Raw genomic sequence first — 18,128 nt, 5'->3', positions numbered from 1 at the left:
TTGTTGTTGATCGATTCCGTCCTGACCAGTCGCCATATCACGATTACCCTCAGCGGTACGAAGGGGCAGCGCCTGAACGTTGATATCGATGCGTTACGCCAGATGATCAGCGATCTCGGCGGTCAGATTGGTATCAGCGGCGACTCTGAGCTTGAGATGACACTTGCCAGCCCACACGATCTGACCTTTGCCTTTTCGTGTGTCCGTCTCTTCTTCGATGATGAGGGATTTATCACGACGATGCCACCCGACCTGAACCGTCGGGTATTAGGGAGCACCCACGGAACGATGGTGCGTTATAGCCCCGACCGGGTACTCCTCAGCGAACAACCGGGATTGCTGATGTGGGATCGTGTGGAAGGAGAGCAACGCAGGCCGGCTATTGCCACACCACCGGCGAACGTCTATGAATGAAGCGATCTGATGGGGCAGGTTTCTCACCTGCCCCGCCAACACCAGAATGATCTTAGCCGTTTGTCAGCTCACGCAGTACCGTGAGAAAAACATCTACTTCTTCAGCGGTGTTATAGTGAACCAGCCCTACCCGCACCATACCACCGCTCGGCTCTACCCCTAAACGTTCACTTAAACTCAGGGCGTAGTAATTTCCATCCCACACGAAGATTCCCCGCTCGGCCAGGGCAGTAGCCACTGCTCGTGGTGACAGATGAGCCAGGCGGAATGAGACGGTGGGGGTGCGCCAGGCAAAACGTTCCGGCTCACGAATGCCGTAGAAGGTCAGACCAGGGATCGCAAGCATCCCCTCAATTAACTGCACAGCTAGCGTTCGCTCGTAGGCTGCAATCTGCTGCATTGCCGTGGTCAAGGCAGCACGACGATCAGGTGCCGGCTGCCCCAGGCTAGCCAGATAATCGATAGCCGCGATCACACCGGCCAGACCTTCGTGATTTTGCGTGCCGGTCATCCAACGCTCGGGAACTGTATCGGCAGCCGGACGAACTTTGTATGGCTGGAAGCGTTGCAGATGCTCTCGTTTGCCGTAGATCACCCCTACATGCGGGCCAAAGAATTTGTACACGCTACAGGCCAGAAAGTCGCAATCCAGTGCCTTAACATCGATCAAGCCATGGGGCGCATAGTGAACGGCATCGACAAATACCAGTGCCCCTACCTGATGCGCCCACTCCACAATCCGGGGAATGTCATTGATCGTTCCCACTGCATTCGATGCGTAGCCAACTGCAACCAGACGGGTACGTGGGCCGATCAAGGCCGCCAGATTATCCATGTCAAGGGTACAATCTTCGGTGTCGATGTCTACCTCGCGAATCACCACACCGCGTTCACTCAGTGCCCGCCACGGAGCAACGTTAGCGTCGTGATCAAGGCGCGTCACAATAATTTCATCACCGGCCTGCAACTCACGACCAATCGCCCGACTCAGCGCAAAGGTAAGCGAGGTCATATTTTGGCCGAAGAAGACTTCATCGGGAGCGCAGCCCAGCAGGTCTGCCATCGCATCATGGGCACCGGCGATCACTGCATCAGTTCGTTGACTGGTAATAAACACACCGTGCGTATTGGCATTGCTGTGTGTCAGGTAATCGGCAATCGCCGTGATAACCGATTGGGGTACCTGTGTCCCACCGGGGCCATCGAAGAACACGGCTGGCCGACCGGCAACTTCCTGCGCTAACGCCGGAAAGAGGGGACGGATCGTCATGGGGTTGAATGGCTGCATAATAGTCTCCCTTATCAGAAACGAATCTGCTCATTTAGAAACGATGAAGATCATCTTTGCTGATGTGCTCTTGCAACTTGTATCTGATCATGCGCGAGCACTATCCAGGGATCGGTCTCGAAACGAAAGCGCGTCCAATCGCTGGTAGGTTGGATATCGGGTTGTACCCCTCGGCCCTCAAGATCACGGCCATCGTTGAGCCGAAACACCTCTTGGGCAACCCACAGGCGGGCGCCACCGGTAATCTCGTAAGCGTAGATCGTTTCAGTATTACCGGCAGAAGGTTGTCCAATTACTATTGCCCCAATCTCTTGCTGGAGCACCGCCGCAAGCAGCTCGGCATACGAGGCGGTGTTCCGATCAATCAACACCACCACCGGTAATCCACGCAAATCGGGATCAGATAAGGAGACAACCAGCGGCGTAGCCCCCTTACGACTGATAAAGGCGCCTACTTCACCGGTCACAAAATGGCCAAGTAATCCACTCAGCACATCACGCCACCCTCCTGGATTACTGCGCAGATCGAGAATCACCCCTTGCAGCGGTCGTTCGGCGACAAGCCGACGCAGTGCCTCGGCGACCTGTTCGTGCATCGTATTGACCCACAGCGTGCTGATACCGATGTACGCCACATCGTTGGTCAACCGCCGCACGAATGGCTCAATCCGTCCTTCTACCTGCTCGCGTACCAATTCCAATTCACGCGAACCACCTTCGGGCCGTACGACAAGCAAATGCACACGACTACCCACCGGCCCTTCGATAGACCCTAGTGTAAAGGTTCGACCATCAATGGCAACAATGCGGTCACGCGGTTGCAGGCCAGCCCGTTCTGCCGGACTGTTCGGAAAGACGTGTTGAATCAGGAGACCATCGCTCAGACGTAACGTACTTACGCCGATCCCGACCTGCTCCTCTCTCCCGCTGGTCAAGCGATCTTCGGCGACGACAGCCTGTGGCGGTACAAAACGAGAGTGATCATCACGTAGGAGGGCAACCATCGCGCCGATCACGGCAAAAAACGAGGCATCATCCTCGGCAACCAATGCTCGTGCTCCATACTCAACTCGTGCTTGCGCCCAATCCACACCGTTGAAGGTCGGATCAAGATAATGCTCATTGATCGTCGTCCAAACCTCGGTAAAAATCTGCTGACGCAGCGTTGCATCGAGCGGCAGTTGCAACGTCGGCGTGAGCGCCATCTCAGGCACAGGCGATGCTGTCACAGGAGATGTTGCTTCTGGCGTATCATCTGCCGGTACCGACGAACAGCCAACCAGCACGACCACTAACAGCCACAGAAAGGTATAGCGCAGGCAAGTCTGTATGCGCATGTTCAACACTTGACTCTGCTGCGAAAGCGAGTGGACAGATCTGCGCTGTACACCTCGCACAACATGGACGAACCAGCGGGTGAAAAGAGCAGGCTACTACAGAGTGTACAGATTATACCGCATTCACAGCACATAGTTCTTGAAAGAGCATCTATTCCTCTAATGCAAAAGCCGCAGCCAACACCTCACCGGCCAGGCGAGCAGCAACACCGCTCCCCTCGCCACCCTGTTCGATTACAACTGCCACTGCGTAACGCGGTGTGTCAATCGGGCCAAGGGCAATAAACCAGGCATGTGGCGGCGCACCAGGCAAATGTTCAGCCGTTCCCGATTTACCACCAACCGGTTGATTCACAAATTGCGAAATACTACGACCAAAACCATACCGGGCAACAGCCGCCATGTACGAACGCATCAAGCGTGCAGTCTGACCCGACATCACGCGCCGAATACTGGTCGGACCAGCCTGCCAGATCGTACTCCCATCGGGGCGCGTTACCCGCTGCACAAGGTAGGGTTGCATCATCACCCCATCATTACCGATAGCAGCGGCGACTAACGCCATCTGGAGTGGGGACACCAGCAACTGTCCTTGACCATAACCGGTATCGGCTAACGCACGCGGCTGCCGCAAAAAATCAGCCTGTACACTGAGAAGGCTCGGTTCTGAAGGCAAATCGCGCAGCGGACGAAAACCGGCTGGCAGGCGATTGGGCAAGAAAATATTAAAGCGCTGCGCCACCTCGGCCAACCGATCAGCGCCAAGCCGGACCGCATATTGAGCAAAGGCCGTGTTGCAAGAGAAAGCGTACACTCGTTCTAACGTGGCCGGTTCACCAATTTGAGCGCCTAAATTATCAACTGCATTCACGATTGGCGGTGCGTCGGGTTGGGGATAATATTCATTGGGACAGGAAATCTGGTCAGGCTGACTCTGAAGCCAGTATTCGAGTACGGCCACTGCCGTCACCGTTTTGAACGTTGAACCGGGCGGATAACGCCCCTGCGTCGCTCGATTGAGCAGAGGCTGACCAGCATCATCGCGATTCAACGCAGCCCAATAATCACTGACCCGTTGACGTTCAGCCGTCAGATCGGAAGCAGCAGGGTTCACCACAAGTTGACTTGGATCAAACCCGGGCCGACTTACAAGGGCCAAAATAGCACCACTCCGAGGATCGAGGACGACAACCGCACCCCGCCGATCACCAAGTAATGCTGCTACCCGTGCCTGAAGTTCAGCATCGAGCGTCAACGTCAAGTCATTACCACGTTGGGTTTCACCTGTCCACTCACTGAGGAGCAACTGCCATTCATTGCCCCGCTCACCCGAAAGATACTCGTTGTAGACAGCTTCAAGGCCGCTCTGACCGTAACGCGGACTAAAGAAACCGAGAATATGTCCAAATGCCGTCATATCATACTGATCGGCAAGTGGGTAGACTCGACGGGCGATACCGTTAATCAAAACACTCTCGGTCAAGATACGACCTCGCCGATCAAGGATCGTGCCCCGCAAAACACGCTGTGTTGCCAACACAGGCCGCACATTGCTGGTTGTACTACCATCGACACTCACGACGACATGATTACTGATCGCACTAGCCTGCACAAATTGCTGGCGAAGCAACTGTAGGCTCAACATTAAAAAGCCAATCATAATCACTGTGCCTACCCGCGAAACTGTACGGGCAAGATCACTCGTCGGAGTTGATGTATCCAGCCAACTCAACAGTACTACACCAGCCAGTGGGCCACCGATCCAGAGCAACAACAACCAGAGCGGCTCTTGCTCAACCGGCAGCAAGATACCGTAGCCCAACAAACCCAGCACAACCGCAAGCAGCGGTATTGCCAGGAAACGGCGCCATTTCATGCGCACAAACTCCTCTGCTCAACTGCCACAACAACGAGGCTCGGTGATATGATAACGCACATTTACGAATCAAGGGGAAGTGTCACACGCACGATCAGTCCACCCCGTTCGCCTTCAAAGACGGCCAGTTGCCCATCAAGTTCAGCGACCCGGTAACGGAGAGCACGGAGAGCATGCAGGTGTGGTCGTTCGTAAGTACCATCGAGCAACCCAACACCATCATCCTGTATCTGGAGTGTCGCAGCTTGATCGTCGACTCGTAACCAGACCTCACACGACGAGGCATGGGCGTGGCGGCGCACATTCGACAATGCTTCCTGCGCAGCACGGATCAGCACCATTTGCTGGGCAACGGTTAGTCGCTGTGTTGTGCCTTCGATTCGACATTCTACCTGCAACCCCCCGCGCTGGCGTTCAACATCGACCAACTGACTGATCGCTAATTGCAGATCAGGTCGGAGCGATACCGTTGAAGCCAGGCCGGTCGTCGTGCGATTACCGGTGCTGGTGAAGCTCGGTGGGTACCACTCAGTTGACCGACCAACCGTCTCACCTGAGGTCAGAGATGATCGTGAGGGATTAGCGGGTGGTGAAGCAGAGCGCGGGAAATGCTCACCAGTATATTTGAGCCGATCAGGTGGTGGTTGGCACCAGACCGCCAACGCTGCCCAAACCAGCGCAAAGATCACCGGTAAGACGATCCGTATCATAAAGGACCATCCATCGGCTACCCCATTGTAACCAATGACAAAGAGAATACCACCGCCAACACCACCGATCAGCGCTCCACGCCACCCGAAGATCAAGGCTGGTGCGATCAGGCTACCCAGAGCGTGGGGACCAAAAGGCAAAAAGTCGTGGCCGCTCAGTATCAAAACCAGCCAGCCCAGCAGCACATCACCTGCCAACAAGACAGGCCGCCGCTGCATCAATTGCAGGTAGTGCTGGGCCTGCCGGGTAATGAATAGCACCACCAGCAGCGTTATCAGCAACAGACTGGCGTTCAATGGCCAGCTATCGGCAGCACGTCCAGGTAAGGTAAGCGCGATACCGGCGATCAACCACGCTAGCCAGCGATACCCGATAAACAAATGGACGGGATGTAGACGCTGCCGCCATGTATCAATAAGGTGTCGCACCCGCATTCTCCCGGCGGCGGCCGGAAAGAGAGGGTCGCCGCGATAAACCCTGGGTGTTTTTAGTTAGAGCATGAGTAAGTGTAGCAGAAAGCAGGCGGTGCGGCAAGACTGATCCTGACAATTCTAGGGCTTTTCAACGTTTTCAATGTCTGTACTGCGCAGTATGTCCGGCACCCCTCTCCTTCCGCCACCCCCTTCCTCTCACCTTGTGGAAGAGGAGTGGGGAGATGGCAGTGGTGAGAATCGGTTCCTTTCGCCACCCCGCTCAGCACATGGTGAGCACAACCAAAACCTGAAAACACTGAAAAGCTCTGCCCTCCTCTATTTTTCACGCTCCTCTTTTCTGCTACCGGATCGAAAGATAGGCAACTCCCCCGATCAGAAGCGCCCCCAGGACACCATATTCAATCAGCAATCGTCGATTCAGTTGACCAATACAGGCGTAACCGAGCAAGCCGATCACAACATACAATACCGTCACCAGCACTACTCCAGCTAGCAAGAACGTCGTTTGCCAGTAATTAAGAGCCCACATCAGTTCAGCAATACCGAGACCGGCAACAAAGGCCACGCCTACCGAAATCGGACGCTGCTGAATATTGAGCAACGCATAGACCAGCACCGCAGCGACAATCGCAACCATCGTGGCCGAGTAAAGGGTACGATAGCGCGTGTAATAAATAGCACTAAAGATGCTGAATGCGATGATGTAGCCAATTATGTGAAGAATAATCTGAGCCGGTATATGTATTTCCGGCTGCCGGTGCAGACTAAAATACTGCACAGTCAGAATCACGAAGAGCGTACCGGCAGTTAAGACAAGAGCTGCCAGAAACGCCGTTCCGCCCAACACCGGATTGAAGAGACGCCAGAAGGCGTAGGCCGCTGCAATGCTCAAACCTGGCAAGACCCAGAGGGCAGGCGTTATATTGCGTAACGGGCCAAACGAGCGCACAATCCAGTCATGCGGGTGCGGATGGCTACGACGTATCCAATCAGCACTGATCGCCGCCGATGCAATTAAAGTGCCGATCAGTACCCACGAGAGACTAATCTCCGGCAAATCACCGCCGAGTGCAAACCGGGCATTCACCGGACTACTATCGATCAAAAATACGGTTGCCAGACCGATGGCCCCGATCAAAGCCATCGTCACGATCTGTTCGTAACGCGGTTGTGGGATATACACGATGCCCCCTTTGCAAGTTGAAACTGTTTCATTTGAAACAAGATTGACATACAACCAACACCCATGATATAGTTGAAAGTAGAAGGAATTATACGGCAGATCACCGTGATCCCTGTTACATGATACCCTAACCCCTGCGCCTCTGGCGCACTAGTGAGGAGAAAGCGATGAGCATCTCCACTGATCCTACCGGATGGCCGCAGAGTGGCGAGATGACACCTGAAATAGAGGCATACACGTTATTACGTCAGGTTCACTCGATCCTCGAAACCTATAACCGCTACGATTTGCGTGGTGAAGATTTGACCGTTCCGCAGTTCATGATTTTGAATTACGCATCACGCAGCGGCGTGCCACTGAGTGAGATTAGTGCGCGTATGATGTGCGACAATTCTAATCTGACCGGCATCGTTGACCGATTAATCGCCAAGGGCTACGTCGAACGTCGACCTGATCCTAATGATCGCCGTGTCAGTCTGATTTGTCTCACTGAAGCTGGCGCCGAGAAGTTACGCAATTTACGTCCACGTCATCACGAGAAGTTGCGCAAACGGATGCGATCGCTCTCGGAACACGAAGTCTACCAACTGCGTGAACTGTTAAAGTCGTTGTACAGCAGTCTGGTCAATTCGAGCGACGATGAGCATCGTGATAAAGCGGCGGATTAATGGTCATCCCACACCCAGATAGTCACGTCCGGGCTGGTACCCCATCCCCTGAAGCCAGCTATCAATCAGGTCTCGTGCACCGTGATTCGTGACGTAGACCAGCACAAACGGGCGCGGCTGTCGGTTCAGCCAGGCTGGTGCGTATACCGGCGCTCCCCAAATGGTTTGGCCGATTTTCGCCGGATCGATATCGATCCAGGCGAAGGGAACAAAGCCACGTTCGATCAGACGGCGCACCCGCTGACGGGTCACCCGTCCGGCACCCCAGTATACCAACGGTCTTCCACTGTGCAAACGCGGATCGCGGGCCAGGAAGTCGGCCCGTAATTCATCGAACGCATCCCGTGCATACCGCGGATCGCGACGTGTCGCCCGCTCGGGATGCTCGCGCCAGGCCAGCAGATTCTGCGGGAGCTTTTGCATAAGCATACCGGCTTCGTGCATGCGCAGCCACAATTCGTAGTCTTCTGGACAAGGCTTTGTCGTATAGCCGCCCAGTTCTCGTACCGGCGCCCGGTGAAACATCACAGAAGGATGGGCAAACGGTGCTTCAACGTAGATTTCGGCGTCTACTTGTTCAGGCGTTAAAATCCGATTTTGCCAGCGGAGATATTCCCGCAATCCGGCCTTTATCACTCGTGCCGGAAAGGCTACTACCCGACTGGCGATTAACACCAGTTCGGGTTGGGACTGGAGTGCGTGATATTGGAGTTCCAGGCGAGTCGGATGCATGACATCATCAGCATCCATACGCGCAACCAGTGGTGCACGGGCCAGTTCAAGCCCCAGATTAAGAGCTGCGGCCAAACCGATACGTCCGGCCGCAATCGGCACAATCCGCGCATCACGTGCAGCGGCTGCGGCAACGATAGCGGGTGACTCATCGCTTGAACCATCGTCAATCGCTAACACCTCGTAATCGCTGAAGGTTTGCCGGGCCAGCGAACGCAGACAGGCCGGGAGGGTTGCTGCGGCGTTGTGGATGGGAAGAATGATTGAAATACGCGGTTTGTTCATGACATCAGAGCAATGACTGCCAGCACACGTATCATCCCATTGCAGATTGAGCAATCACCCGTCTAGTCGTAAGTGACAGCTCGCTATCGTGGCACTCTCTGGGCAGGCAGCCCGCATCGTCAAGCTGCAGGTGTGTGTGCGGTGGAACTTGATCTCCGATACACAGTCACCGGTCGGTATGCCGGGGGATGGGATGGCCGTATGATCGCTCTCCTTGCAAGGAGGTAGGAGCGGTAGCACCCGCCCCTACCGTTGCTGACAGATATGACAGACAGAACTGGTATCAGAGGAGCAACGATGATCCACCCTCCCCCAACGCCAGCGCTTACGATGTCTGGGTATGCCCCCTGACACTCTCTAGCAACAGCTCGGCCACATCGCGGCGCTGGAGTGTCTCGGCCCGACCGGTATTCTTGGCCGCGTCTTCAAACATCACCATACAAAACGGGCAGGCAACGGCTATCGTTTGTGGTTGGGCAGCCGTAAGCTGTTCAAGCCGCATAACATTCACATTGCGCTCGCCCCAGCGTTCGAGCCAGACATTACCACCGCCACCACCACAACACATCGCCCGCTCACGGTTACGATCCGGGGCCTCGACAAGCTCAAGCCCTGGAATGCTGGTCAGCAGCGTGCGCGGATCGTCGTAAATATCGTTGTAGCGACCAATGTAGCATGGATCGTGGTACGCTACCCGCTCTTGCACCGGAGTTTGCGGCTTGAGCCGCCCTTCACGAACCAGACGGGCCAGAAACTCGGTATGGTGCACTACTTCGTAATCAATACCGGCCCGCCCACCGAATTGGGGATATTCATTTTTGATGCTGTTGAAACAATGTGCGCAGGTGGTAACGATAGTACGGAACTTGTACTGATGCATTGTCTCAATCGCCTGCTGAGCCTGCGACTGGAAGAGCAACTCTTCTCCCATCCGACGGGCCGGATCGCCGGTACAACATTCCTCTTCGCCGAGAATCGCAAAATCTACCCCAGCCTGTTGGAGAAGTTGCACCATTGCTCGTGCGACTTTACGCGAACGTTCGTCGTAACTCGGTGCACAGCCAACCCAGTAAAGAACCTCAACCTGTTCCTTCTCGGCTAACAGCGGCACATCAAGCCCTTCCGTCCACGCAGTACGCTCACGGGCCGGTAACCGCCATGGATTACTCTGGCGTTCGATCCCTTCTAAGACGCGCTTAACACCCTGTGGTACTTCACTAGCAATCATGGTGAGATGGCGACGCATATCTACAATATCGTCTACGTGTTCAATCATCGCCGGACACTCATGAACACAGGCATTGCAAGTTGTGCATGCCCACAGCTCTTCAGCCTCGATCACAGTACCCACCAGCGGGAGTGTCTCAGCAGTAGCTCCGTTACCGTTCAATTGAGCCAGTGTGCGAACGGTTCCGTCTTTGAAGTGGATCGGATCGCCCCGCTGCAAATCGGCCATTTTGGTTATCAGATACTTAGGTGAAAGCAGCGCACCACTAGCATGGGCCGGACAGACGCTCTGACAGCGGCCACAGCGCATACAGGCGTCGAGATCCATCCGTCGCTTCCAGGTCAGATCGGCCAGTGTCGTAACTCCAAGCCGTGGTTCATCCTTTTCAATTTCGGCTTCGAGATTGGGGATAGGATCAAGTGCGCCCTTTGGCTGAAGATCGCGGAAGAACGTATTGAGCGGCGTATACAGAATATGGCGAAACTTGCTAAACGGCAACGAGGCCATAAACAGCCCGGTCGCAGCAGCGTGGGTATACCAGAGAATTGGATGAATGGTTAATGCGACCGGGCTGCCATCACCCAAGCCAATTGCCCGAAACACCGTCGCCAAAGCAAACCCAACATATGCCAGCCTGGCCCAATCTTGCTCGTATACCGCCACCCCACTGATCGTTTGATTGGCAATGCGCAGTCCTTCGATCAAGAAACCGCCAATACCCAGGAAGAGCATGATACCGAGCACCCAGGCATCAGTACGCCGATTATCGAGCCGATCAGGACGTGTGCGGTAGCGTCGCCACGTTGCCCAGAGCAAACCGGCCACAAAGGCCAAACCGAGTGTATCGAGGATAAATTCGTAGCTCTTGTAGAAATCGCCGACCAGAATTTTTCCGGCCTGTTCACCCATCAATGGCACGGTAAAATCTTCTTCGACAGCAATGATGTCAGTACCGATAAACAAAGCCAGGAAGCCGAAGAAGATAAGGGCGTGCATCACTCCGGCCCGACGGTCGCGCAGCACCTTTTTCTGACCCAAACTTTGACGGGTAAACTCAAGGAGACGGTTCAGCGGGTTTCCAATCCGATTTGCCGGTTTCCCTCTTCGCCAGCGTGCAATATCACGCAAGATACCCCACGCCATCACCACTGTGGTAATCAGGGCCGTCAGGTAGAGAAACGTTGAGCCGACGGTATGATCAATGTTCCAGTAGATCTCGCGGATTGCAATAATTTGCTCTTGCTCCATTCCTTTTTCTCCGCTTCAATGCAGGTACCCGGAACTTTGTTGATCTTATCATTCGTACTGCATTGCGTCAATGCGACAGGGATAGCGGAGAATGAGGTTGTGATGTTTGTAGCATATTCAGCAGTGAACGCCTGCGCAGAAACTCGTGGGTTTGATCAGGCGCTCAGCAAGGGTGTCGGCTGAAGTGGCGAGTAACGAAGCGCCGCATCAAACACCCGAGTTTTTGATGCGGTGCGACCATGGCATCTCCAGAATGGTTCGGAGAACGGTGGCGAACAACTGCCCCGACCTTCCACCTTGGCTCCTTTCCACTTCTACACGAGGCGATTGAAGGGGATGGTTGACCCCCTCACCTTCCCCCTCGCCCCTTCCGCTCCCACACGGGGTGAGGAAGGGGGACAGAGCGTGGCCAGCGCGAAAGCATGTTGGCAACCCCTCACGCCATGGTCGCACAAGTACGGCACGTAGTCAGTGAGAAAGCTGGGTTTTTGATCAGGCTTTAAGGAGCGCACCCGGCGGGCCAGCGGCCCAGCACCCGGGGGATGGTGATGCCCGTGAACGTTGTCACTCATTTACTTTCGTCTACGGCAAGACATGGTATAGTTGAACGAGAGAGCAGCGAAGGCGCTGCTCACGAGACGAGGCATCAGGGAGGTGTCTTTATGTTTGTTGGCGAACGGATGTCGCATCCCCCGATCACAGTTACCCCCGATACATCGATTCACGATGCAATGCATCTTATGCGCACCGAACACATTCGGCGTGCACCGGTTGTTTCTCATGGGCATCTAGTTGGTATCGTCTCTCTCAAAGACCTGATCAACGCCTCGCCTTCGCCAGCAACGACGCTGAGCGTTTGGGAATTGAATTACCTGTTAAGCAAGTTAACAGTTGAACGGGTAATGACCAGAGAGGTCTACACAGTTACTGTCGATACGCCTATCGAAGAGGCAGCGCGCATTATGGCCGACCGCCGGATCGGTGGTTTGCCGGTGATGAAAGGAAATGAGCTAGTTGGCATTATTACCGAAACCGATCTCTTCAAAGTCTTTCTTGAGCTGATGGGGGCCCGTTCACCTGGTATCCGGGCGACGGTGACGATGGCTGATGAACCGGGTGCCCTAGCCAGGCTGACTGCGGCAATTGCTAACAGTGGCGGGAATATCATAGCCCTTGGTACCTTTGCCGGAGAAACAGCGACGATGTCGGAAGTTACTTTTAAGGTAAGTGGAATGACGATTGATCAGGTGCGCGAAGTGATCACACCGGTGGTTGCGAAAGTTGTTGATGTGCGCGAGAGCCATCCGTAAGCCCTCACCCTATCGTGAGGAGAGAGGAGGAGTTAGCTTTTCGCAGTTGGATAGGCTCCAGGCCTGTTCTCACTCTCCTCTCTCCTCGTTTACCCCATCTCCAATGCCCGTCGCCCTAATCCGCTCATGCGTCCCCAGGCTACCGCCAGTGTTGCAACAACAAACGGCATGAGTTCAACGGATGACATCAGCGCCATATCCTCGGTGATCGTCGTCTCTTCGTCGAGGAAGCGTAATACCCGCTGAATCGGATTATGGCGGAACAGGTTGGCGAAGAAACGATGCCCTGGCGTGCGTCCTGCATCAAGGACATTGAGCAAGATGCTATCCATAAGGGCGTGCCGGTTAAACAATGGTTGTGGGTAGAATGGATGCCCCTCCTTGAGCAGACTCGCCACGATTTGCCGAGTCTGACGTTGGATACGTTGGAAGGTATAGCCGGTTGATGGTTTACTCATCCCACCAGCAGTACCAATGTTAAGCACATGCGGACTAGGACGAAGTGGTAAGGGCACATCACTCATCGGGATGATCCCATACTCGACATGGGTAATGTCGTATTGGTCAATACCGAGCTGTCCAGAAATGTAGCGTTGTAAACCGACCTCATACTCAGACTGACTAACCAGTTGTGGCGAGAAGATAGTGTACTCTACCAGCGCTGTATGCGTATCGAAGGGTAAAACATAGCCAAATCGCACATCACCGGCTTGCGGAATCCGAAAATCCATAAACGTCGCTGCTTCCGCATCAAATACCGGCTGGCGAGTAGTAATCACCCAGCCCTTGAAGTGTTGCAGCCAGCTATGATAACCGGGTGGTGTTGGCGCCGGGCGGTACACGCTGTTGAAGGCAAAGCGTGCCGTGTACTGCTTTCCACCAACAATTGCAGCAACCCCGTTGGGCAATTCAACCAGGCGATCAACGCTACCGTACAAGCGGGTAATGTTCGGGCGTTGTGCGATCCAGTTATCGACAAAGTGGTAGAAGTCAATTCCCTGGATCAGCTTGTACTGGTACGGCGCAATGGCTAACCGGGACGACCACTGGCTGTCGTGAAGCCAGAGATGCTCCCAACGTCGTGAAACAACCGCTTCAAAGGAACCCTCGCCGATTTCCCAGAAACACCAAGTGCGGTCGTTGCGCCGAGTGACATTGGGATCGATTATCAGAATGGTCTGATGAGCTAATGGACTTTGTCCAAGCTGATAGGCCAGACTAAGACCGGCCGCTCCTGCACCAATAATAATATAGTCGTAGTCCATAAGTTTTCTTCTGTTACGGCCATTTGGCCTGCTCTTCTTACATTATAACCCGGAGTGTTATACTGATGGTAAAGTCAATAGCAATATTGACTGATCAGCTCTTTCGCCGTTTACATCGAGAGGATCTGTATGGGAGCAGTGATTAATGCCAGTGTGCGGCTGCGTGAAGGCCTGCACTTTACAGCGGTTGCGAACTCTGGGCGTCCGATAGAACTTGACAGCCCACACGAAGGCAATACCGAACTGGCCGGGCCTTCACCAATGGAAACAGTGCTGATGGCGTTGGCCGGCTGTACGGCAATGGATGTGATCAGCATTCTGCGCAAGAAACGGCAACCGGTAGCCGGGCTTGAGGTACGGGCACAGGGTGTACGAGGTGATGAGTATCCAAAGCCGTACACGAACATAGAGCTGGTATATCGCTGCGCAGGTGAGGTTGATCCGGCAGCCCTCGAACGTGCGATTGAACTTTCGCGTGAACGCTATTGCCCGGTCTGGCGTATGCTGGGCGCAACGGTCGATATTCGCTATCGCTATGAGATTGTACCGGCGCTCGATTAATTGTTGGCCGGTTGCAAGAACAAAAGTATGGGAAGCTGTCAGGATTGGTGCGTGCAACTTCCCTACCATCGCACGCGGTTGTTGATCGAGAACAGCAGACCACTGATGTCTGTACACGACACCAGCCACGTTCAGGCAGCGGGCGGACTTCTATTCCACCTGCTGCCTCTTTGAATACATCTCACCTCGCATTCTGCCGATAGTTTTCAGAGTTTGATTTGTCTGAAAACGCCGACTGCTAACCCGCGTTGTGTAGCCGTAAACCATCGCTTGGCACATCAGGACACCATTCCTCGCCAGGTTCGGCTTGCGGTGGTGAACCTGCCCCTATCGTTGCGCTGACGAGCGCGATCAGCGAGTCAAAAGGAGGTTCTGGCAGATCGCTATCGGAGCGCGGCGTTACACGCATCCACACATGGCGCGGACGGATTGGGAACTTACGTTCTTACTCACTCTTTTCTCTTTGAAAAGCTCTGGCATTCTGCTCACGCTCCTGCTTACGCTCTTGTCTACGGTAGACAAGTATGCTCTATCACGTGAGGTATATCTGTAATCAGACAGGAGCACATGAGCTATGACGTGGATCATCGACGCTTCCCATTCGACCATAACCTTCTCGGTACGCCACATGATGATTTCCAAAGTGCGTGGCCGCTTTTCGCGATTTGATGGCACGGTTGATTTCGATGAACTCAACCCGGCGAATTCGTCAGTAAAGGTGAACATTGATGCAAGCAGCATCGATACTCGCGATGAACGCCGTGATGCTCATCTGATGTCACCCGACTTTCTTGATGTCGCCAACTACCCAACGCTCACGTTTGTCAGCAAGCAGATTGAGGTGATTGATGACCATCACGGACGATTAATCGGTGATCTGACAATCCGCGGCGTTACCCGCGAGGTCGTGCTTGATGTAGAGTACAACGGACAATCAAAGTCACCGTGGGGAACAGTCAGCGCCGGTTTCAGCGCTACGACGAAGATCAACCGCAAAGACTGGGGGTTAACCTGGAACGTGGCCCTTGAAACGGGTGGGGTACTGGTTGGTGAAGAGGTTGCTATCGAAATCGAACTTGAAATTGTCAAGCAGATACCCCAAGAAACTTCAGTTGCAGTGTAGCTATACGCTATTGGGCATTCGTCTACGACGCTTTTCTGACGTCTTGTGAATGTCCCATCACGCATATTGGGAGGGGCAGGTTCACAACTTCTGCATGTTACCATCTGCCACCTCCCCATTCCTGTGCCATCGTGGGCAGGTCAGCTTGCTTGGGGTGCTTCACAGCTAGGCGCTGCAAAGCATCACCGGCCACCAGCTCATACCAGTTTTTACTTACTCACATATATCATCAGCCAAAACGTATCTACATAAATCATGCCTGATGAGAGTCTGAACAAGTTCACTACTTCCCCAAACGTGCAAATCTGAACCGTGCTGCTGCTTAAGATTAGCGATTTTTTCTGGAATATTTCCACTTAAAAACACGGACGGCTGCCAACTGCTAGAAGTTCTGGTATTTGATACAACGTATTTAACAGCCACATTGACATGATGCCATATGTCTGCATGTTGAGGCTAGTATTGCTTCCAAATTTCAAAGGTTGTACGTCCTAACAACGAGTCAAACGGCAATTGCATTTGCCTTCTTATAAGCGTTCCGAGAGTCTCATCAGAATATGAGCGTATCCAACCACCGTACACAACGCCACCACTAGTATCTTCTTCCGGTCCGCCCGGGGCTTGTATGATTCCGCCAAGGGAAATATGGTCAAGCACGATAATTTTTCTCATTCCTACTTGGCCCTCTTACAAAGAATACTATCAGTGAAACCAGCCGACGGCTTGCTATTCACCGACGCCGAGTGAACGTCGTGGAGCGGTATCAGATGTAATACTAATCTTGGCGGTGAAACCCATATTTCGTCCCATTATACATCAGCGCGATGAGGTGGGGAACGGATGGCATCGGTGCGCTTATCCTCTTGCCACTGCACTCGGCATTTTTCTATGGTGAGATATGGTAAAACATAAACAGCACGCTGAGAGCGGCTCCGGTGTAGTACATTAGTTCCGTTTTGACAAGAGCCAAGTTTAGATGGCGGTTTGTCCGTCTATATCGCTGCAGGATGGTGAAATACGGATGATTATCCGTATAAACCGCTGTAGGGAAAGATAGATGGATGTTTGTCGTTCTTAACCTGGGTATAATAGATGTCCGTCTAGTTACAGGTTAGGCGCAAGTGCACATTCGTTGCAGTGTGCAAGAGGAGAGTCTGATGGACCAAAATGAGGTTGCAGTTGCTTTCGATATTGTTCTAGAAGAAATCGAGAACGCTATTGCAGTGCTGAATCAGCAGGGAGCGCAGGCTTTCCAGAGTGGCAAATATGACGTCGCAAGGAACCTAATGGAGAAAGGCTCGCAAATGGCGGCTTTTCGAAGCAAGGTTAAGGACCTGCAGAAAGAGTGGCTCAATATCTTTGCCACTGTGCCCTCTCCAAAGGTATGGAAGAGAAGCAGAAAAGTCGCTGAGAGATTGAAGCGTGGTCTACGTACCTCTGAAGACACTTTTCGTATCCCGTACTCCAAAGCCTGGTTGAATTAGGCGGCTCTGCTCCTATGTCAGATGTTCTGGATAAAGTAGAAGCGAAAATGCGAGGCCGGTTAAATGCCTACGACCGTTCTACATTGCCCTCAGACCCCACCCTACCTCGTTGGCGTAATACCGCTCAATGGGCACGAAATGCAATGGTGAAAGAGGGCTTGATGTCATCAGACTCTCCGCGTGGGGTATGGGAGATTACGGAAGCAGGAAGACGGTGGCTTGTAGCAGTCACTACTCAGAAGAAATAGAATTGCGCCTAACAACTCGTCCCAGCCGACTGCTCACTCGCTGCGCTCGGTCGCAGCGGCTGAGCTCGGTGCCATTAGGCGGATGCACAGTGAAAATTACATGAGATGGGAGGATGAAGATGCGACTCTTCAAGCCAATGACTCCTGAGCAGTTAGCTCGTAATGACCGCATGATGAGCCTCGTATTAGCGATCGGGGGCATATTTCTGGCGTGGGATTTCTTCCGCTTAGCTCAGCAAGGTATCCCTTCATTGGGCTGGATCGGCTTCTTGAGTGGACCTATATTTGCGCACAAAGTCTCTGAGATCCTCTTACTCATGATGTGGATGCCCCTCATATGGGTCAGCAATTATGAGATGTCAGGTCAATTTCCTAAACGAATGCCCCCAGAACGCTACCTTCGCTGGCTACAACGGTTACTCTGGCTTGCTCCAGTGCAAATGATACTGGCTACCTACGCATGGACGATTGTCAACCTGGGAACCAGCTCATTGACAACCGATTACCATCCCCTTATATTTCGTGAAGATGGTTGGGTGTGGCGCTATTACTTGGGAACAGTAATCATTGCGGGGGCAGCCTTTGTGCCCGTTGCGACGCGAAAAGTGATAAAGCTGGCTAACCAATGGTCAGGAACACAAAAATAGCTGCCCAACACGCGCTTCCACCTGACGCCGCTGCGCTGCGCGGCGCAGGTGAAGCACAGGCCGTTAGGCAGCCCTAGTACTTTGGA

Annotated in this window: 16 protein-coding genes and 2 pseudogenes; 8 read left to right on the top strand and 10 right to left on the bottom strand. The window is 53.6% G+C overall.

Annotated features, from left to right (window positions below; translation table 11 throughout):
- Positions 1-414, top strand: a pseudogene (locus JE47_RS0115020) (hypothetical protein); the annotation flags it as partial.
- Positions 415-466: 52 nt separating this feature from the next.
- Here the strand turns inward: JE47_RS0115020 and JE47_RS0115015 are convergent.
- The 5 genes from JE47_RS0115015 to JE47_RS0114995 all read right to left on the bottom strand — a co-directional run bounded on the left by JE47_RS0115015 (position 467) and on the right by JE47_RS0114995 (position 7,243).
- On the bottom strand, positions 467-1,702 hold the full coding sequence (locus tag JE47_RS0115015) for a cysteine desulfurase-like protein (protein ID WP_031460540.1): 1,236 nt from the start codon (positions 1,700-1,702) through the stop codon (positions 467-469).
- Between the two features lie 50 nt (positions 1,703-1,752).
- Entirely contained in the window at positions 1,753-3,039 is a 1,287-nt protein-coding gene (locus JE47_RS0115010; protein ID WP_031460539.1) for a S41 family peptidase, read from the bottom strand.
- A gap of 151 nt (positions 3,040-3,190) precedes the next feature.
- Positions 3,191-4,915, bottom strand: coding sequence for a peptidoglycan D,D-transpeptidase FtsI family protein (locus tag JE47_RS0115005; protein WP_031460538.1), 1,725 nt, complete (start codon positions 4,913-4,915; stop codon positions 3,191-3,193).
- Between the two features lie 62 nt (positions 4,916-4,977).
- Entirely contained in the window at positions 4,978-6,054 is a 1,077-nt protein-coding gene (locus tag JE47_RS0115000) for a sensor histidine kinase (RefSeq protein WP_031460537.1), read from the bottom strand.
- A 346-nt stretch (positions 6,055-6,400) separates the two neighbouring features.
- Entirely contained in the window at positions 6,401-7,243 is an 843-nt protein-coding gene (locus JE47_RS0114995; RefSeq protein ID WP_031460536.1) for a DUF5656 family protein, read from the bottom strand.
- 167 nt (positions 7,244-7,410) lie between these two features.
- Between JE47_RS0114995 and JE47_RS0114990 the strand changes: the two genes are divergently transcribed.
- Positions 7,411-7,911 carry a MarR family winged helix-turn-helix transcriptional regulator gene (locus JE47_RS0114990; RefSeq protein ID WP_031460535.1) on the top strand — a complete coding sequence of 167 codons (501 nt, stop codon included), beginning with the start codon at positions 7,411-7,413 and terminating at the stop codon, positions 7,909-7,911.
- Between the two features lie 3 nt (positions 7,912-7,914).
- On the opposite strand, the gene JE47_RS0114985 is transcribed toward JE47_RS0114990, so the two are convergent.
- Both JE47_RS0114985 and JE47_RS0114980 read right to left on the bottom strand, forming a co-directional pair.
- Positions 7,915-8,928, bottom strand: a complete 1,014-nt coding sequence (locus JE47_RS0114985; RefSeq protein WP_031460534.1) for a glycosyltransferase family 2 protein — start codon at positions 8,926-8,928, stop codon at positions 7,915-7,917.
- Between the two features lie 325 nt (positions 8,929-9,253).
- Entirely contained in the window at positions 9,254-11,404 is a 2,151-nt protein-coding gene (locus JE47_RS0114980; RefSeq protein WP_031460533.1) for a heterodisulfide reductase-related iron-sulfur binding cluster, read from the bottom strand.
- A 662-nt stretch (positions 11,405-12,066) separates the two neighbouring features.
- Between JE47_RS0114980 and JE47_RS0114975 the strand changes: the two genes are divergently transcribed.
- A complete protein-coding gene (locus JE47_RS0114975; protein ID WP_031460532.1) occupies positions 12,067-12,714 on the top strand; it encodes a CBS domain-containing protein in 648 nt (215 codons plus the stop codon).
- An 89-nt stretch (positions 12,715-12,803) separates the two neighbouring features.
- Here the strand turns inward: JE47_RS0114975 and JE47_RS0114970 are convergent, their stop codons facing one another.
- On the bottom strand, positions 12,804-13,979 hold the full coding sequence (locus JE47_RS0114970) for a lycopene cyclase family protein (RefSeq protein WP_031460531.1): 1,176 nt from the start codon (positions 13,977-13,979) through the stop codon (positions 12,804-12,806).
- Between the two features lie 129 nt (positions 13,980-14,108).
- Between JE47_RS0114970 and JE47_RS0114965 the strand changes: the two genes are divergently transcribed.
- The gene (locus JE47_RS0114965; RefSeq protein ID WP_031460530.1) at positions 14,109-14,540 is read left to right on the top strand and encodes an OsmC family protein; all 432 of its coding nucleotides are present in this window, start codon (positions 14,109-14,111) and stop codon (positions 14,538-14,540) included.
- Positions 14,541-14,778: 238 nt separating this feature from the next.
- On the opposite strand, the gene JE47_RS21815 is transcribed toward JE47_RS0114965, so the two are convergent.
- Positions 14,779-14,949, bottom strand: coding sequence for a hypothetical protein (locus JE47_RS21815; RefSeq protein ID WP_160173291.1), 171 nt, complete (start codon positions 14,947-14,949; stop codon positions 14,779-14,781).
- A gap of 165 nt (positions 14,950-15,114) precedes the next feature.
- Between JE47_RS21815 and JE47_RS0114955 the strand changes: the two genes are divergently transcribed.
- Positions 15,115-15,663 (top strand): YceI family protein, encoded by a 549-nt coding sequence (locus JE47_RS0114955; protein ID WP_031460529.1) that lies wholly within the window; start codon positions 15,115-15,117, stop codon positions 15,661-15,663.
- Positions 15,664-15,884: 221 nt separating this feature from the next.
- On the opposite strand, the pseudogene JE47_RS22580 reads toward JE47_RS0114955, so the two are convergent.
- Positions 15,885-16,335: pseudogene (locus JE47_RS22580) on the bottom strand (dihydrofolate reductase family protein); the annotation flags it as partial.
- Positions 16,336-16,820: 485 nt separating this feature from the next.
- Here JE47_RS22580 and JE47_RS22030 point away from each other — a divergent pair.
- The 3 genes from JE47_RS22030 to JE47_RS0114945 all read left to right on the top strand — a co-directional run bounded on the left by JE47_RS22030 (position 16,821) and on the right by JE47_RS0114945 (position 18,042).
- Positions 16,821-17,147 carry a hypothetical protein gene (locus JE47_RS22030; RefSeq protein ID WP_201771222.1) on the top strand — a complete coding sequence of 109 codons (327 nt, stop codon included), beginning with the start codon at positions 16,821-16,823 and terminating at the stop codon, positions 17,145-17,147.
- Positions 17,148-17,161: 14 nt separating this feature from the next.
- Positions 17,162-17,395, top strand: a complete 234-nt coding sequence (locus JE47_RS22575; RefSeq protein ID WP_367620608.1) for a winged helix-turn-helix domain-containing protein — start codon at positions 17,162-17,164, stop codon at positions 17,393-17,395.
- A gap of 119 nt (positions 17,396-17,514) precedes the next feature.
- The gene (locus JE47_RS0114945) at positions 17,515-18,042 is read left to right on the top strand and encodes a hypothetical protein (RefSeq protein WP_152556081.1); all 528 of its coding nucleotides are present in this window, start codon (positions 17,515-17,517) and stop codon (positions 18,040-18,042) included.
- The last annotated feature ends 86 nt before the right edge of the window (positions 18,043-18,128 follow it).

Source organism: Chloroflexus sp. MS-G (assembly GCF_000735195.1).
In the GTDB taxonomy this organism is placed as follows: domain Bacteria; phylum Chloroflexota; class Chloroflexia; order Chloroflexales; family Chloroflexaceae; genus Chloroflexus.
The sequence above is the reverse complement of the archived record's forward strand: the minus strand, read 5'-3'. Positions and strand labels throughout refer to the sequence as shown.

What these genes read in the sequence shown, in the direction of transcription:
- JE47_RS0115010 (WP_031460539.1), bottom strand. Translation starts at nt 3,039, where the DNA reads ATGCGCATACAGACTTGCCTGCGCTATACCTTTCTGTGGCTGTTAGTG.
- JE47_RS0114980 (WP_031460533.1), bottom strand. Translation starts at nt 11,404, where the DNA reads ATGGAGCAAGAGCAAATTATTGCAATCCGCGAGATCTACTGGAACATT.
- JE47_RS0114965 (WP_031460530.1), top strand. Translation starts at nt 14,109, where the DNA reads ATGGGAGCAGTGATTAATGCCAGTGTGCGGCTGCGTGAAGGCCTGCAC.
- JE47_RS0114985 (WP_031460534.1), bottom strand. Translation starts at nt 8,928, where the DNA reads ATGAACAAACCGCGTATTTCAATCATTCTTCCCATCCACAACGCCGCA.
- JE47_RS22575 (WP_367620608.1), top strand. Translation starts at nt 17,162, where the DNA reads ATGTCAGATGTTCTGGATAAAGTAGAAGCGAAAATGCGAGGCCGGTTA.
- JE47_RS0114975 (WP_031460532.1), top strand. Translation starts at nt 12,067, where the DNA reads ATGTTTGTTGGCGAACGGATGTCGCATCCCCCGATCACAGTTACCCCC.
- JE47_RS22030 (WP_201771222.1), top strand. Translation starts at nt 16,821, where the DNA reads ATGGACCAAAATGAGGTTGCAGTTGCTTTCGATATTGTTCTAGAAGAA.
- JE47_RS0114990 (WP_031460535.1), top strand. Translation starts at nt 7,411, where the DNA reads ATGAGCATCTCCACTGATCCTACCGGATGGCCGCAGAGTGGCGAGATG.
- JE47_RS0115015 (WP_031460540.1), bottom strand. Translation starts at nt 1,702, where the DNA reads ATGCAGCCATTCAACCCCATGACGATCCGTCCCCTCTTTCCGGCGTTA.
- JE47_RS0114955 (WP_031460529.1), top strand. Translation starts at nt 15,115, where the DNA reads ATGACGTGGATCATCGACGCTTCCCATTCGACCATAACCTTCTCGGTA.
- JE47_RS0115005 (WP_031460538.1), bottom strand. Translation starts at nt 4,915, where the DNA reads ATGAAATGGCGCCGTTTCCTGGCAATACCGCTGCTTGCGGTTGTGCTG.
- JE47_RS21815 (WP_160173291.1), bottom strand. Translation starts at nt 14,949, where the DNA reads ATGCGTGTAACGCCGCGCTCCGATAGCGATCTGCCAGAACCTCCTTTT.
- JE47_RS0114945 (WP_152556081.1), top strand. Translation starts at nt 17,515, where the DNA reads ATGCGACTCTTCAAGCCAATGACTCCTGAGCAGTTAGCTCGTAATGAC.
- JE47_RS0114970 (WP_031460531.1), bottom strand. Translation starts at nt 13,979, where the DNA reads ATGGACTACGACTATATTATTATTGGTGCAGGAGCGGCCGGTCTTAGT.